The organism is Pelagimonas sp. (assembly GCF_058892305.1).
Window position 1 is genome coordinate 20,084 of the sequence record NZ_JBZXVN010000046.1, and the last position, 14,787, is coordinate 34,870.

General features: G+C 57.3%; 12 protein-coding genes. 10 read left to right on the top strand and 2 right to left on the bottom strand.

The window, feature by feature from the left end:
• Positions 1 to 6: 6 nt before the first annotated feature.
• The 7 genes from AC5EFR_RS18590 to AC5EFR_RS18620 all read left to right on the top strand — a co-directional run bounded on the left by AC5EFR_RS18590 (position 7) and on the right by AC5EFR_RS18620 (position 8,966).
• The gene (locus AC5EFR_RS18590) at positions 7 to 1,179 is read left to right on the top strand and encodes an HpcH/HpaI aldolase/citrate lyase family protein (protein ID WP_493577237.1); all 1,173 of its coding nucleotides are present in this window, start codon (positions 7 to 9) and stop codon (positions 1,177 to 1,179) included.
• Entirely contained in the window at positions 1,176 to 2,549 is a 1,374-nt protein-coding gene (locus tag AC5EFR_RS18595; RefSeq protein WP_493577238.1) for an MmgE/PrpD family protein, read from the top strand. The genes AC5EFR_RS18590 and AC5EFR_RS18595 overlap by 4 nt, the downstream gene beginning before the upstream one ends.
• Entirely contained in the window at positions 2,546 to 4,858 is a 2,313-nt protein-coding gene (locus AC5EFR_RS18600) for a glycosyltransferase family 29 protein (protein ID WP_493577239.1), read from the top strand. Before AC5EFR_RS18595 ends, AC5EFR_RS18600 begins: the two co-directional genes overlap by 4 nt.
• A gap of 67 nt (positions 4,859 to 4,925) precedes the next feature.
• Positions 4,926 to 5,678, top strand: a complete 753-nt coding sequence (locus AC5EFR_RS18605) for a WbqC family protein (RefSeq protein WP_493577240.1) — start codon at positions 4,926 to 4,928, stop codon at positions 5,676 to 5,678.
• A 29-nt stretch (positions 5,679 to 5,707) separates the two neighbouring features.
• Positions 5,708 to 6,970 carry an ATP-grasp domain-containing protein gene (locus AC5EFR_RS18610; RefSeq protein WP_493577241.1) on the top strand — a complete coding sequence of 421 codons (1,263 nt, stop codon included), beginning with the start codon at positions 5,708 to 5,710 and terminating at the stop codon, positions 6,968 to 6,970.
• 122 nt (positions 6,971 to 7,092) lie between these two features.
• Positions 7,093 to 8,175, top strand: coding sequence for a GSCFA domain-containing protein (locus AC5EFR_RS18615; RefSeq protein ID WP_493577242.1), 1,083 nt, complete (start codon positions 7,093 to 7,095; stop codon positions 8,173 to 8,175).
• On the top strand, positions 8,172 to 8,966 hold the full coding sequence (locus AC5EFR_RS18620) for a hypothetical protein (RefSeq protein ID WP_299938894.1): 795 nt from the start codon (positions 8,172 to 8,174) through the stop codon (positions 8,964 to 8,966). The genes AC5EFR_RS18615 and AC5EFR_RS18620 overlap by 4 nt, the downstream gene beginning before the upstream one ends.
• Positions 8,967 to 8,988: 22 nt before the next feature.
• Here AC5EFR_RS18620 and AC5EFR_RS18625 read toward each other — a convergent pair whose 3' ends face one another.
• A complete protein-coding gene (locus tag AC5EFR_RS18625) occupies positions 8,989 to 10,017 on the bottom strand; it encodes a replication initiator protein A (RefSeq protein ID WP_299929910.1) in 1,029 nt (342 codons plus the stop codon).
• 475 nt (positions 10,018 to 10,492) lie between these two features.
• Here AC5EFR_RS18625 and AC5EFR_RS18630 point away from each other — a divergent pair, with 475 nt between their 5' ends.
• Together AC5EFR_RS18630 and AC5EFR_RS18635 are read left to right on the top strand one after the other, a co-directional pair.
• On the top strand, positions 10,493 to 11,893 hold the full coding sequence (locus AC5EFR_RS18630) for an AAA family ATPase (protein WP_493577243.1): 1,401 nt from the start codon (positions 10,493 to 10,495) through the stop codon (positions 11,891 to 11,893).
• Positions 11,893 to 12,894 (top strand): ParB/RepB/Spo0J family partition protein, encoded by a 1,002-nt coding sequence (locus AC5EFR_RS18635; RefSeq protein WP_493577244.1) that lies wholly within the window; start codon positions 11,893 to 11,895, stop codon positions 12,892 to 12,894. The genes AC5EFR_RS18630 and AC5EFR_RS18635 overlap by 1 nt, the downstream gene beginning before the upstream one ends.
• Positions 12,895 to 12,981: 87 nt before the next feature.
• Here the strand turns inward: AC5EFR_RS18635 and AC5EFR_RS18640 are convergent, their stop codons facing one another.
• Positions 12,982 to 13,950 (bottom strand): DUF2793 domain-containing protein, encoded by a 969-nt coding sequence (locus AC5EFR_RS18640; protein ID WP_493577245.1) that lies wholly within the window; start codon positions 13,948 to 13,950, stop codon positions 12,982 to 12,984.
• A gap of 274 nt (positions 13,951 to 14,224) precedes the next feature.
• On the opposite strand from AC5EFR_RS18640, the gene rfbC reads away from it, so the two are divergent.
• Positions 14,225 to 14,787: dTDP-4-dehydrorhamnose 3,5-epimerase (gene rfbC, locus AC5EFR_RS18645; RefSeq protein WP_493577246.1), on the top strand; the 563-nt coding region annotated here is incomplete at its 3' end.

Consider the following 14,787-nt stretch of genomic DNA (forward strand, 5'->3'; position numbering starts at 1 on the left):
AGGCCCATGCAACATAACCTTGTCAGTGACCCCGATATCTTTTTCCGGGCTCCTCAAAGCTTTAACCGTTTTTCGGATCGCCAATTCCTGCGCTATTGTCTGGGCGGCACGCTGTATATGCCGTCAACCCGCGCCGTGATGGATAAGATTGTCGCGCGCCAGATGCCGGATGTGCTGTCCATGGTCATGTGTTTCGAAGACGCGATCCGCGCCGAAGATCTGGGCGCGGGCGAGGCCAATGTCATTCAACAGCTCGGGTATCTGGCCGAACAGGTCCGCACCGGCGCGCTGAGCAATGACGATGTGCCGCTGATTTTCCTGCGGGTGCGGTCCACCGAACAGTTCCATAGCTTTGCCGAGAAATTGACGCCTGAGCTCGCCGATATCCTGACCGGGTTTGTGTTCCCCAAGTTTTATTCCAACAATGCCCTGGATTATCTGGACCTGCTGGCCGAGTTGAACCGGAAGTTCGACACACCGCTTTATGGGATGCCGATTTTGGAAGGGCGCGCCATCGCCTTTCGTGAAACCCGCAATGCCGAACTGACGGCCTTGCTGGGGATTTTGCGCGACTATCACCAATACATCCTGAATATTCGCGTTGGCGGCACCGATTTCTCGTCCTTCTTTGGCGTGCGCCGCGGGATTGGCTCGTCGATCTATGACATCTTGCCGGTGCGCGATGCGCTGGCCGATATTCTGAACTTCTTTGGCCGCGCCGAAGAGGATTACATCGTCTCGGCCCCGGTCTGGGAATACTTCCTCGCCTATAAACGTGACGATCTGGAAAAGGTCATGCAGATCGACCTGAACCGGGCGCTGCGCACCAATACCGCCATTCTAAATGATGCGATTGATGGGCTCTTGCGCGAGGTCGCACTCGACAAGGCCAATGGCTTTACCGGGAAAACCGTGATCCATCCGTCGCACCTGCGCTATGTGAATGCCATGCAGGCGGTGACACGCGAAGAATACGAAGATGCCAGCCAGATTTTGGACACCTCGGGCGGGGTGATCAAATCGACCAAGTCGAACAAGATGAACGAAATCAACCCCCACCGCAGCTGGGCCCGGCGTATCAGCGCCATGGCCGATGCCTATGGTGTGGTGGAAGACGAGCGTAAAATGCTGGCGCTGTTCCGCGCCGGTCTGGAACCACAAATGAGCGCTGCCGAATGACCATGACAACCGCGGAAACCGCCGTTGGTTCCCTTTCTGATACGGACCGTCTGTTAGACGGGCTTATGGTGCTGGCCGACACACCGCTGTCACCGGCTTTGGCCGCCACAGCGCGGTTGCGGTTTTTGGATTGGATGGGCTGCGTTCTGGCCGGGGCGGCCAGCGAAGAAAAACGCATTGCCCATATGCTTGCCAATGGCGGTGACGGCCCTGCCCCGGTGGTGGGGACAGGGCGCAGCAGCGCGCCGTTAACCGCGGCCTTGATCAACGGCATGTTGTCCCATGTGGTCGAGCTCGATGATGGTCATCGTTATGGCATCACCCATGCGGGCGGCCCGCTTATTGCCGCGCTTTTGGCGATGGGGCATGACCCCCGTATGACACCTGAGAGTTTCCTCAAAGGGATTGTGGTCGGCTACGAAGCCGCCCTGCGCGTGGCCATTGCCTGCCAACCCGACGCCAAGCTGCGTGGCTGGCATGGGTCGGGGGTGTTTGGTGTGATTGGCGCGGCCGTGGGTGTCGGCGCGGCGCTGGGATTCGACCGGGTGAAAATGAACGCAGGCTTAGCGGCGGCCTGCACCTCGGCCTCGGGGATGGTCAAAGCCTTTTCCGCCGGGTCCGAATTGAAACCTTATAATGCTGGGCAACCTGCCCTGACCGGTTTGGCCGCCGCGATCACCGCCGATGCGGGGTTTCCGGGGCCGAGATATATTCTCGATGGCGATCACGGCTTGGTCCAGATGTTGCGCGGAACACCGGCGGACCCGGCGGCTTTTGTTGTCCAGGCCCCCTATTGTGTCGAAACCGTTTATCTCAAACCCTATGCCTCCTGCCGCTATTGTCATGCCCCGGTCGAGGCGGTGCTGAATCTACGGGCTCGGCACGGCGTTCAGGCCAAGGACGTGCGCGAGATTCGCGTCGATACCTATAAGCTCGCGGTTCATAAACATGATCACCGCGAGATCGACGGCCCCTATTCGGCGCGCCTTGGCATCCCCTATTGTGTGGGGGCCGCACTGGCGCGCGGAGAAACCGGCATGGCGGCCTTTGCCCCCGAGGCTTTGGCAGACGCAGACACTCTGCGGATCATGCGCGCCACTTATGTCTTTGAGGACCCCGATCTAACGGCGCTTGTCCCGGCGCGCCGCGCCGCGCGCCTTGCCATGACCCTGGTTGATGGCACCGTGATCGCGGACCAAGTTGACCTGCCACGCGGGGAGCCAGAAGTCCCGCTAACCGCCGATGATCTACAGGCCAAATTCACCGATCTGGCACAATTTTCCGGGATGGACGGTGAACGTGCAAAAGCCCTTGCTGCGCAGATTTTATCCCCCCAAGCCGACCTGCGGACCTTGGCAACTGCGCTATGACCACCTTGGGCACACAAAATCCAACAGACCCGGTTTCAAGCGGTTTCCTTGACCGACGCGCTGCAAACCGCGCGCTCAGAAACAAGACCATCCCTGCCATCAACGGTTGGTCGGCCATCGAAACCGCAGGGACCCGCAGCGCCACGTTTCGCCCACTGATTGAACAGCTGTTGCAAAACAATCAAATCGAAACGGCGCTCGACCTGCTGCACCGCGCCAGCCGACATATGCCGCTTTCCAAACCCTACAGCCTGCGGCAATTGCAAAGTGTCGCCACTTGGTTGGCCCGCGAAGGGCATTTGAGCGACGCTCTGGCGATCCTGCGAAAATCCGTCAACGCAGATCCCCACGACCCCGTGCGCCGGACGCAGTACATCAACTTTCTCTACCTGTTCCAGATTGTTGACCCCGCCGAGATTCCCCGGCTTGTCAGGTTTCTGGATGAGGACTTGCCGCCTTTGGCCATTAGCCGTGCCACCGAGCTTATCTTGTCGGCCTCAGCCGCCCCCGATCAGGCGAAAAAAGGCGTGGAGCGCGCTTTGCAAGCCGCAGAAAAGACTTCGGCATTGCCTCAACTCGTAGCGATGCTCGCCGAGCATTACGCCAGCACCACCGGGCAGCCTGATAGGTTAGAGGCCTTGCTGGCGCGTTTTGGCCGCCTCTTTTCCACTCAGGACAAAGCGTTCTTCGCCGCTCCGCACTTGGCCGCGCTAGCCCGGGCCGAAAATCAGGTTCCACCCACCCAGATCACCCAAGCCGCCGAGGTTCTGCATCAGCTCAAAGACGGGCAAGAGGCGCTGTTTGCCTTGTTCCGTGACCCCAATATCCGGATTGCCGTGGTGGGCAATTCCCCCAATGCTTTGGGGGCTGGCAAGGGGGCCGAGATCGACGACCATGACGTGGTGATCCGCTTCAACCGGTTCTCATTGGATTCGCAATATCACGCCGATTTAGGTCAAAAGACCGACGTGGTGGTGCAAACGATCTCGACCTTCCAAGGTCATGCCCACCCGCGTAAGGCAGCCCTCCTCCAAGCCCTAGAGGGCTCACCGCACCGTTTTCTCTGGAAAGCGGGACCACCGGAACTCGACCCGAACCTTGACGTGCTCAAAGAATTCATCGCCAACGGCGTGCGTCTGGCCAGTATGACAGGTGAGGCCTATCATCAATTGAACCTGCTGCTGCGCTCGTCCAGCAGCTCCGGCATCCAAATTCTGTGGACACTGTTTCAACTGCGCGGCTCTCTGGACAATGTTGGTACCTACGGGTTTTCCTTTGTGGATCAGGTCGGCACAGACCGTGCCCCGTCAAATTATTTCCGCAACGCCGCCCCGAGCTTTGGCAACAATTGGCCCGGCGAGGCCCAGCTTCTGAGAGAACTCAAAGCCGGGACACAGCCCGACAATCTGCCCGACAAACGCACCGCCACAACAGCCAGCTTTTCCCCCCGAAGCGATTTCCGACCTCTGCGCCTGCGTCTGATCGGCGACCATTCCGACTATCATTGCGGCTGTCAGGCGGTGATGAACTATCTCACGGCATTGATGAAACGCTATGGTGTGCTGGTCGAGGATGACAGCTACGATATTTTGGTGGCCAATGGTGAAGGCTCAATGCATCGCAATCGCCGCAACCATATTCAGAAAATGGAAGCGCTGCGCGCGGCCCTTGATGCGGGCAAGCGTGCCATGCTGATCAACACGGTCTGGCAAGAAAACGATGCACGGTTTGATGATGTGCTTGGGCAGCTGTCTTTCATCTCGGCGCGCGAACCTCGCAGCCAACAAGAGTTGATCCGCACTCACGGTGTCGAAGCACAGATGTTTCTGGATTGCTCCTACTGGGCCAGTATCTCCAAGCCTGATCGGGTGGAGGATTTCACCGGAAAGACCGTGCTGACAGATTTCTATTCGCAAGAGTTCAACGCCTTTGTAAAGATCACCAGCGGATCTCTATCCCGGAAAAGCGCCTATATCTCGCTGGCAGACTTTGACTGGCCGGGGCTGGTTCATAGCCTGCGCAGCGCCAGATTGTTGGTCACCGGGCGCCATCATGCCTTCTTTGCGGCCTGCCGCGCTGAAATCCCTTTTGTCGTGGTGCCCGGCAACACGCATAAGATCGAGGCGGTGATCGAGGCCTCGGGTGTGGATATTCCAATCTGCCGTGATCCGTCCCAACTGGACGATGCGATGGCCTGGGCCCGGGCCAACCGCCCCCGGTATCAGGCTCTGTTCCGCTGGATGCGCGCGCAACCCAAGCTCGCTTTTCCGGGCCACACTCTATTTCGCAACATGGCACAGGTGTCATGATGTGCTGTTATTTACCCCACGCGCCAGTTCATCCCACCCTGCGCGTCTCTCATAAGGTGCCACTTCGATGACACATGCCCCCACCACAGTTGCGATCATGCAGCCTTATGTCTTTCCCTATCTAGGGTATTACCAGTTGGCTCATACGGCTGATCACTTCGTCTTTTATGACGATGTGCAATTCATGAAAGGCGGTTGGGTCAACCGCAACAGAATTTCCAACCAAGGCAAGCCGCTGATCTTCACCATTCCGGCGCGCGGCGTGTCTTCGAGCGCGCGGATCATGGATATCGGATGCGGCGTGGACGCGAAGTTTCAAAAGAAGTTCCTGCGCCAGCTCGAACAGGAATACCGCAAGGCCCCCCATGTTGAGGCGGTTGTCGACCTTGTCGCCAAAACCCTCTCTGGCCCCCATGACGGCAATATGTCCAAACTGGCCATCGCCTCGGTGCGCAATGTCTTTGACTATCTCGACCTGCCCCTGAGCGATCAGGTGTCCTCACTCGATCATCCCCGCGCCGATATCAAAGGCTCGGAACGGGTGATTGCCGTGACCAAAGCCCTTGGCGGTCAGCGCTATATCAACCTTCCCGGTGGCGTGTCCCTGTATTCGACAGATGACTTTGCCCAATCCGGCATTGATCTGAAGTTCATTCAGGATCAAAGCGCCCCCTACACACAATTCAACCACCCGTTTATTCCCCGGCTCTCGATCATTGATGTGATGATGCATAATTCACCCGACAGGCTGCGTGTGATGTTGGACCAGGTTGCTCTCCGGAGCGCCGACGACATGGACACGCCCGAGAGCGACGATTGATAGGCCCGCCAGCCACAAGGACTTTTCTGATGACCAACCGCCCCACGTCTCAACCCGTCGCCCTTGTTCTGGGTGGCGTCAGCCCGCATATCGCGGTGATTGAACGTCTGAAATCGCTCGGCTACTGGACGGCCCTTGCCGACTACAAAGACGCCCCCCCCGCAGCAGACCATGCCGATGAGCACCTGCAAATCAGCACATTGGATGCAAAGGCGGTGGAACAGGCGGCGCGTGATTTGAACGCCCAGGCGGTGATCAGTGTCTGCCTTGACCAACCCTTGCCTATCTTGGCTCAGGTGCGTCAGGCGCTTGGGCTCGCCTCCCCCCTGACCCCTGTGGCGGCGCATCGGCTCACCAATAAGGACGCGATGAAACAGGTGCTGCGCGAGGGCGGCGTTGATACGGCGAAATGGATCATTGCCGATCGCCCAGAGGCGGTGAACACCGATGGCTTGCGCTTTCCTGTGGTGGCCAAACCGGTTGGTGGCACCGGATCGCTTGGCGTTGTTTTTGCGGCGGATGAGGCCGCGTTGACCGAACAGCTTGATCAAAGCTTTGCCATGGCGCGCGGCGGCGATGTTTTGGTTGAGGAATTTGTCGAGGGCATGGAGCTGTCGATTGACTGCATCGTGATCGAGGGAAAAACCCATGTGCTTTTGGCGCGCGAACGCCACAAGACATGGTTCTCGGAGGGGCGCGAAGCCACCTGTCATGCCACCCTCGCCCCGGCGCGACAGACGCCCGAGATTGAAACCTTGATGCAGGAACAGGCCGAGGCCTGTGCCCGCGCCTTTGAGTTGTCGGACGGGCCGATGCTGATCCAATCGATCCTGACACAAGACGGCCGCTTGGTGGTGCTTGAGGTTGCGGGTCGCATTGGCGGTGGCCCCGGTGCCAACCGTGTGGTCGAACTTGTCACCGGCTTTGATTATGTCGGGGCCTCGATTGATCAACAATTGGGCCGGGCTGTGGCCTTTGAGACCAATCCCGATTCACGGGTGTTTTCCGCCAATAATGCCTATGCCTCGGAAGGGGTCTTTGACCGCGTCACCGGCATGGATGCGCTTTTGGCTGACGGATTGGTCGAGGAGCATTACATCTATCGCATGCAAGGCGAAGACATCTCGGATCACCTCTCTGGGCGCAGCCGCGTCACGGCTTTTGTTGTCGCCGCTGAAACCCACGACGCTCTCCGCGATCGGCTGGTGCAGATCTATGATCGTTTGGACATTCTAGACACATCAGGCCGATCTATCCTGCGTCGCGACATTGGATTGCACCACGACCTATAGCCCCAAGATACAATCTGCGGCTTTGGTTCTCTTTTCTTTTTCACTCAACTGTGGTGTTTTTGAAAACAACGAGAGACGCGCATCGCCTCTCATCCACGACAGCAAAGGTGGCTCAGGTCCCCATGACAGCAAAAGCACCCTCCCCCTATCGCGGTCTCCCGGACACGGCCTATTGGCGCAGCGGCGTCGCCAACCGTCCACAGTTTTCGACCGAGGGCCTGTACACGCCCCGATTTCGCATTTCGCGCAAGGCCAAGATTGTCACCGCCGGGTCCTGTTTTGCCCAACATGTTGGCCGCACGCTAAAGAATGCCGGGTTTCGGATCATGGATGGCGAACGCGGTCCCAATGTGCCGGATTCGGTGCTCCAGCGGTTTGGCTATAACCTGTATTCGGCCCGTTATGGCAACGTATATACCACCCGACAGATGGCCCAGCTTTTGGCCGAAGCTTTTGATGGTTTTGAGCCCACCGATGCGATCTGGGAAAAGGATGGTCGCTTTTATGATGCGCTGCGCCCCTCGGTGGAACCCGATGGCCTGCCCAGCCCCGAAGATGTGCGCCGCCATCGCCAAAGCCATCTGGCTGCGGTCCGCGAGCTGTTCAGCACTCTGGATGTCTTTGTGTTTACCTTTGGGCTAACCGAGGCCTGGATGTCGCAAGATGGCAGCACCGTTTACCCCACCGCCCCCGGCACCATTGCCGGAGACTATGACGAGACGCGCTACAAGTTTCACAACTTTCGCTACAACGAGGTGCTCAACGATTTTCGCGCCGTGCGCAAACGGATCAGGGCCTTTAATCCGCGGGCCAAATTCTTGGTCACGGTATCGCCTGTCCCGCTGACCGCGACGGCGACCGGCCAACATGTCGAAGTCGCCTCAAGCTATTCCAAATCGGTGCTACGGTCGGTTTGTGGCGCGCTTTATGAAGATTATCATAAAGACGTGGATTATTTCCCATCTTACGAAGTCATCACCTCGCAAACCGCACGCGGCGAAAACTTTGCCCCCAATATGCGTTCGGTCACGCCCGACGGGGTCCAGCGCGCCATGAGCCTGTTCATGCAAGCCCATGACCCAGATGGCAAAGTGGCCCCCAAGAAGACAAGCCCGAAGCCAAAGCTCAAGGTGCCCCCAAAACCAGAGCAAATCGAAGACGACGTTGTCTGCGAAGAAGCCCTACTAGAGGCGTTTTCCAAATGAACCCACGTATCACATTGGTCGGGAATTCCCATGTCGCCGCCCTGCGGCGCGGATGGGATCACATCAAAGACGGCTTTGACGTCGATCTACAGTTCTTTGCTGCGAACTCCACTCTGTATGGTCAACTTGAGCTATCGAAAGATAAGCAATTTGGCATGCATGACCTCCAGAAATACCACCCCCGCCATGTCTCCTTTCTCAAGGACCACTTCGGTGATGTCACGGTGGATCTCTCCTCATCCGATGCGGTGGTCTTGGTGGGGACTGGAATCCGGGCCAAAGACTTTGTTCGCAACTTAAGCCGGTTCAGCATTGATGGTATTCGTGACATCGAAGGGTTGCCCCCCATGTCGCGTGAGGCCTTTGATAGCTTTGCCCCAAGCATATACCAAAAAGGGCCCTTGCCCGAGTATTGGATGAACTGGTCGGGACCGCGCGTCTATATCTTAGTCCCCCCCATCCCAAGCGTTCACTGCCCCATTGAGGACAAGCGTTACAAGGTCTGGGCTCAATTTGGCCAGACGGCTCAAAACAACATCGGCTTCTTGCAGCACTATCATGACATTGTGCGCGCCGAACTCGCCACCCAGAACGTCCATCTTATCTCCCAGCCATGGGATATTTTATCCGAAAACGGGCTGACCCGTGCCCAATACCATGACGGGGCCAAACGGTTGGATGAAACCTTGGCGGACTATGCGGATGACTATCACCATATGAACCCGACCTATGGTGCAAAGGTTCTACGTCATGTTTTGCAAACCGTGCAAACCGACTGTGTGCCCGCCTAAAGGGCGGCACAAGACCAGAGAGTTAGCGGCCCGCGTCTTGCGTGATGCGCACCTTGATAAAGCCCAAGAACGCCGCGCCCGGACTACGCAGAGCTGGCCGACCTGAGCGATGCCAATAAGAGCGCCATTCGGCCTCAAGCCCGTAGACATCCCACCCAGGGGCCAAGTCGCGGGCTTGCTCCATGGTGCGGGTGCTTAGAATGGGTCCGGCCTCTTGGCCCGGCTCCACAACCACATCGCGCGGCGTAAAGCGCATGAGGTCGCCGGGCTGTTCTTCGATCTGATAGCCCGGCAGATGATCCGCCGCGATCATATCGCGCATCATTTTGCGAAACACCCGGCGGGGACTGGCCGAGCCGGACTTCTTCAACAACGTATCCACCGAAATGGTCCAGCCCGCTTGGCGCCCGCAATGTTTGCGTGCCAATTCATACACCCGCCGTTCCAAAGGTTTGCGCAGGCGGAAATAATCGCGGGACAGGGTCAGCACCGATTTGGCCTGAATGGCGCGAAACAACCAATCGCTAATCGTGACCTGAACGTTGACCATCCGCCCGCCCTTGCTGCGGCGCTCAATCTGCCAACTTTCAATCAGACCAAACCCGGTGGTGACCTCGCGCCCGCCGGTTTCAATATTGGTGGTGATGCGGGTGCCGGCCAACCGCTCAAACGCGTCACGCAGGCGCTTGTAGCCATCACCGCTGGTTTCGCGGTTTGTCGCCACCAGCAAATCATGTGCCCGCAAAACCAAAGTCCGGGCCACCACCCGCCCGGCATTCAATCCGGCGATCAGCTGGCTGATACAATAGATCAGGATATCCTTGTCATGGATCGTCGCCAGACCGCGCACCGATGGTGTCACAGTGATTTCAACATCATTATGGGAATACGACAAAATGCGTTTGTCAGGCCGGGTCGAGAGCGAAAAGATCGGATGTTCCATCGTGGCCAGATCATCTTTGGGCAGCGCATCAAAGATGTCGCATACAAAGAAGTCACCCGTCGGATGCCGGTCGGGCAAAAGCCCGGAACCTATGGAGAGGTCTGCCATCTCTCGTGCCTCATTCTGTCCCCAGATCTCACCGTCTGGATTTGACTGCTCATGTTGTTCTGCGCATTGACCGGTCAAATCCGGGCACGGCAGAATCGTGTTTTCATTTACACCAACCTAGAATTATCCACAGGCCGCGTCCACCACTCTGCCCAATTCTCAACGTGGGTTCAGAGTCGCTTTAGCGTGGGTTTAGAGTCGCCCTATCGTGGGATCAGAGTCACCATAACAAAATTCGATCCAAAAAAAGGCGTGGATTCAGGTAGATAGGATGCACAGATACATCCCCTAACTAAGAATATAACAGATTCATAACTAAAAGAAATTTGTCAGCCGCCAATTTCCCTCCGATTGACGCCTTGATTTTGCTTAGAAATGATACGGATGTTCGCAAATGCATTGCGTGTGACGTGTTTTTCGGTACACTGTCCAAAAGGCGTCACATAAGCGCCAAATCAACCGGTAAGAGCAGTATATGACAAAGGCAGACAATCGCCCCCCTTATTTTGACATCGATCCAGATATTGCCTTGGCCGACCTTGGCGACCCCATGGCCACAGCCGATTTCAAAAGCATCTCTGAGGCCTGCGCACGTGGGCGCACCGATCTCTCGTCTCGGGGACATGACGAAAGTGGGCACAAGCAGCTGCGACTGTTTTCCACTTGGGAAATCTGCCGCTATCTGATCCCGGTGGCCCAGGCACATTTCCGGCGCGTGTTGCGTCAGAACCCTGACCTGCCTCAGGGCCGGTCCGAAACCGAAGGCGGAGCCAAATGGTTTTCGCTTGATGAGGTGCTCAAACTGCGCGGGCATTTCGCCGAAGCCGGCGCCAAAGGCCGGAGTTACAAACCCTACCGTCCCAAAGACCTGCCGGCGAAAATCGTGTCGGTTGCCAATTTCAAGGGTGGCGTTGGCAAGACATCCACCGCCGCACATCTGGCCATGTCCGCCGCTCTTGATGGCTATCGCGTGTTGGTCATTGACCTCGACAGTCAGGGGTCGATGACCTCTATCTTTGGCGGTGAGGTGCAAGACGAATGGAAAACCATCTTTCCACTGCTGGCCGGTCATTACGCCCGCCACCTGCGCAGCACCAACCAAGGTCGGATTGATCGCGGCGAAGCTCCGATCCCGCTGGATGAAACGCTTAGCGATGCGGTTGATGTCAGCGCCAGCGATCTAATCCAGAAGACCCATTGGCCTAATATTGATCTGATTGGCGCTCAGCTGAACCTCTATTGGGCCGAATTTCAGATCCCGGTCTGGCGGATGCAAGCGCGTGGTTGGAAGCTTTGGGATGCGTTGACCGATAGCCTCGAGGCCGAAGGTGTTCTGGATGACTATGACATCGTCTTCCTCGATACGCCCCCTGCCCTTGGCTACCTGACCATCAATGGCTTGGCGGCGGCGGATATCCTTTTGGTGCCACTTGGAGCCTCGTTTCTAGAGTTCGATAGCACGGGGCGGTTTTTCGATATGCTGCACGCCACCTTTGCCAGCATCGAAGAGGGCGAGAACATCGCCGCGCGCGCCTTGGGCCATGATGAGCTGGCCTTTGAATGGGATGCGGTGCGTGCGGTGATCACCCGCTACGATGATGCACAACAGGCCGAGCTTGGCGGGTTGATGCAGGCCTATTTGGGCCGGGTCCTGTCACCGCATCGCCAAAACTTTACCGCGCTGATTGGTCAGGCGGGCGAACAGGTGAATGGCATCTACGAGGCGGATTACCGCGACTTCAACCGCGAGACCTATGCCCGGGGGCGCGAGACCTTTGATGCCACCTATGCGGCGTTCAAATCCCTTTTGATGGGGATCTGGCGGCGCGAAGAGCTTGAGGCACAGGCCTCTGCCAAATCGAAGGAGGCTGTTTGATGGCTCGCCGCAAGCGTTTGACCCCGCCCCGCCCCGATCTTCTGGAGGTCGAGACACCCCCTGTCACCGCCGGCCCACTTTCGGCGCCACCCATCGCACAGGTTGCCGCCGAAGCCGCCTCAACCGCAGCCCTACAAGCCCTCTCGGATGAGATGACCCGTGCCCGCGAAGCCGGGCGTTTCATCGAGGCCCTGCCCTTGGAGGCCGTCGATGCAAGCTATCTTGTGCGCGACCGCCTGGGGGTGAGTGGAGAGGAGCAAGAGGCCTTGGTCGCCTCGCTTAAGGCACGAGGCCAGCAAACACCAATCGAGGTGGTTGATCTTGGGGAAGGTCGTTATGGCCTGATCGCGGGATGGCGCCGCCTGATGGCCTTGCGACAGCTGTTTGAGGAAACCGGTGATGCCCGCTTCGCCAAAGTCGAGGCCCGCGTCACCCGGCCCGGAGAGACCGCAGAAGCCTATCGCGCCATGGTCGAAGAAAACGAAATTCGCGTTGGGTTAAGCCATTACGAACGGGCGCGCATCGCGGTCAAAGCTGTCGAAGAAGGGGTCTACCCCCATGACCGGGCGGCGCTAGATAGTCTCTATTCAAGCGCAAGCCGGGCCAAAAAGTCCAAGATCAGATCGTTTGTGAGTCTGGTCCGCCACCTTGATGGCACGTTGCGATATCCCACGGCCATCGGAGAGCGCTTGGGTCTTAGCCTGGTCAAGCGTTTGTCAGAGGATCGGGGTTTTTCGGTGCATGTGATTCAGGTGCTGAAACGCGAAAACCCCGCCGATTCAGAGGCCGAACAAACCGCGTTAAAACAGTCTCTATCAGCCGAGACAGAGACGAAAAAACGTCCAGAGAGCCGCCCGAAAACCGAAGAGCAGAGGCAAGACGCGATTACAGTGCATTGGTCAGCCAAATCCAAGGAAATTCGGCTGTCAGGCGTCGGGGTCGATGCGGAACTTGCAAAAGAATTGAAGGCTTGGATCGAAAGTAGACCCTGTCGGTCTTAATAAAATCAAATAGTTACGTGATAATGTTTCGCGCGCGAAACACAAAGGGCCCCACAAATTGGCGGGGCCCTTGTTTGTCTGCCGGTATCAATAGGTATTTAGGAAGGTGTAGGCATAGCGGCGCAAGCTTCCATAGCGGTTTTCAATTTGTAGCTCACCGGCCCGCACCGCAAGGGATGTGTATTCATCTGTCCCGCTGGTGCCCGTGAGTGTGTCGGTGTTGAGATTGTTCATGCGCGATCCAGCGGCCAATGTGTGCAACAACATCGACGGGCCGGTATCAAAAGAGAAGAGACCGCTATGGGGGGCCTGCGGATATAGGGGATCGACAAGATTGATCGCAAACATGCCGCCCGCGCTTGGGGTTGGGACGTAGCCAACGGAATCTCCGGAAATATCAATGCTTCCAGACATCAAACAGGGCGCTGTCACGGTGCCATCACCGCTGCGCAGCGTCAGGGCATCCTTGAAAGAGGAGCCGTCACTGCTAACGCGAAAATGAAAGTCCTCATCCCCTGTCAGGCCAATTTCTGCACGCCCAGACCAGTTGGATTGAAACACCATCGAGGCCGTATTTGTTGGTCCGGCTTTGTTGATCGTTAGGCGATGATCGCTGCCGGCATGGGTCAGCAAGGCTGCATCCGATGCAACGGCCAAGCGGTTGGTGGCATCTGAACTTGTGCCAACCCCGACCCCCTCAAGGTTTTGCAGTTCCGGCATGATCGGCAGCCAAACACCGGCGGAATAGACCTTGAGCTCTGAGGCCTGCATATCCCAGGCGCGCCAGCCATCTTTTGGGGCTAAAAAGGTCCAGGCATTGGTGTTGTAGATTGCCAATTGTCCCCCCTGCCCTGCCCAAACCCCGGTCGGAGCAAGGCCCAAGGCATGAATTTCACCATCTTCGGGTGCTGGCGGAGCTTCGGAGGCGTTAAAGCTTTGAACGGCCATCTGCACCAAGGTGTCTAGCTGGCGCAGGGCCTCGTTATGAGTGACATGTTTCTGAGCCTGAGACGGTAACAGGTAAGGAAGCGACAGGTTGGCGGAAAGGTCAGGCATGTGAAACTCCAGCTTGCTGTAAGGGGCCGTGGTCATGGGCGGGTTGCCCGTTGATTGACCAATAGCAATGCAAGTCTTATCGGTTTCCAAACCCACCGTACGGTGCCCTCTATGGCGTTAACAAAACCTGCGGTGCGACAGGTGTGGTGAAAACCTCTGGGCCGTATCACAAAAGCACCTGTCTGCATTGATGTCTGGTCATAAGACTGGCAAGGTCGCGGCTCACGCTATTTCGCGTTTATTTCGGCCGGTAACGACAGAAGTGTAAACGACCATGTTGATAGAACAGACATCCCTGCCAGGAGTATTGCTCCTGACACCCAAACGTTTTGGCGATACGCGTGGATTTTTCGCGGAAAGCTGGAACCGCCGCACTCTGGAACAGGCGGGTGTGCATCTCCCTGAGTTTGTCCAAGATAACTATTCTCTGTCCCATGGGGCGGGAACTCTGCGTGGGCTGCATTTTCAAGCCCCTCCCCATGCACAAGGCAAGCTGGTGCGGTGTGGGCGCGGTGCGTTTTATGATGTCGCGGTGGATATTCGCCGCGGATCACCAACCTATGGGAAATGGGTTGGCTATGAGTTGTCCTTTGAAAATGCCCGCCAATTGTGGATACCGCCGGGGTTCTTGCACGGCTTTGTCACCAAACGTTTTGACACTGAAATTCTGTACAAATGTACCGACTACTATGCGCCTGAGTGTGACGGCGCGGTGCATTGGGACAGTTTGGGAATTGATTGGGTCGGCGAGGGGCGGCTAGAGACCGCTCCGCTTTTGTCGGACAAGGATTCCGATGCCATAGCCTTCAAAGACTTCGAGAGCCCGTTTGATTGGGA

What these genes read in the sequence shown, in the direction of transcription:
- AC5EFR_RS18640 (WP_493577245.1), bottom strand. Translation starts at nt 13,950, where the DNA reads ATGCCTGACCTTTCCGCCAACCTGTCGCTTCCTTACCTGTTACCGTCT.
- AC5EFR_RS18590 (WP_493577237.1), top strand. Translation starts at nt 7, where the DNA reads ATGCAACATAACCTTGTCAGTGACCCCGATATCTTTTTCCGGGCTCCT.
- AC5EFR_RS18610 (WP_493577241.1), top strand. Translation starts at nt 5,708, where the DNA reads ATGACCAACCGCCCCACGTCTCAACCCGTCGCCCTTGTTCTGGGTGGC.
- AC5EFR_RS18620 (WP_299938894.1), top strand. Translation starts at nt 8,172, where the DNA reads ATGAACCCACGTATCACATTGGTCGGGAATTCCCATGTCGCCGCCCTG.
- AC5EFR_RS18605 (WP_493577240.1), top strand. Translation starts at nt 4,926, where the DNA reads ATGACACATGCCCCCACCACAGTTGCGATCATGCAGCCTTATGTCTTT.
- AC5EFR_RS18615 (WP_493577242.1), top strand. Translation starts at nt 7,093, where the DNA reads ATGACAGCAAAAGCACCCTCCCCCTATCGCGGTCTCCCGGACACGGCC.
- AC5EFR_RS18625 (WP_299929910.1), bottom strand. Translation starts at nt 10,017, where the DNA reads ATGGCAGACCTCTCCATAGGTTCCGGGCTTTTGCCCGACCGGCATCCG.
- AC5EFR_RS18630 (WP_493577243.1), top strand. Translation starts at nt 10,493, where the DNA reads ATGACAAAGGCAGACAATCGCCCCCCTTATTTTGACATCGATCCAGAT.
- AC5EFR_RS18595 (WP_493577238.1), top strand. Translation starts at nt 1,176, where the DNA reads ATGACCATGACAACCGCGGAAACCGCCGTTGGTTCCCTTTCTGATACG.
- AC5EFR_RS18600 (WP_493577239.1), top strand. Translation starts at nt 2,546, where the DNA reads ATGACCACCTTGGGCACACAAAATCCAACAGACCCGGTTTCAAGCGGT.
- AC5EFR_RS18635 (WP_493577244.1), top strand. Translation starts at nt 11,893, where the DNA reads ATGGCTCGCCGCAAGCGTTTGACCCCGCCCCGCCCCGATCTTCTGGAG.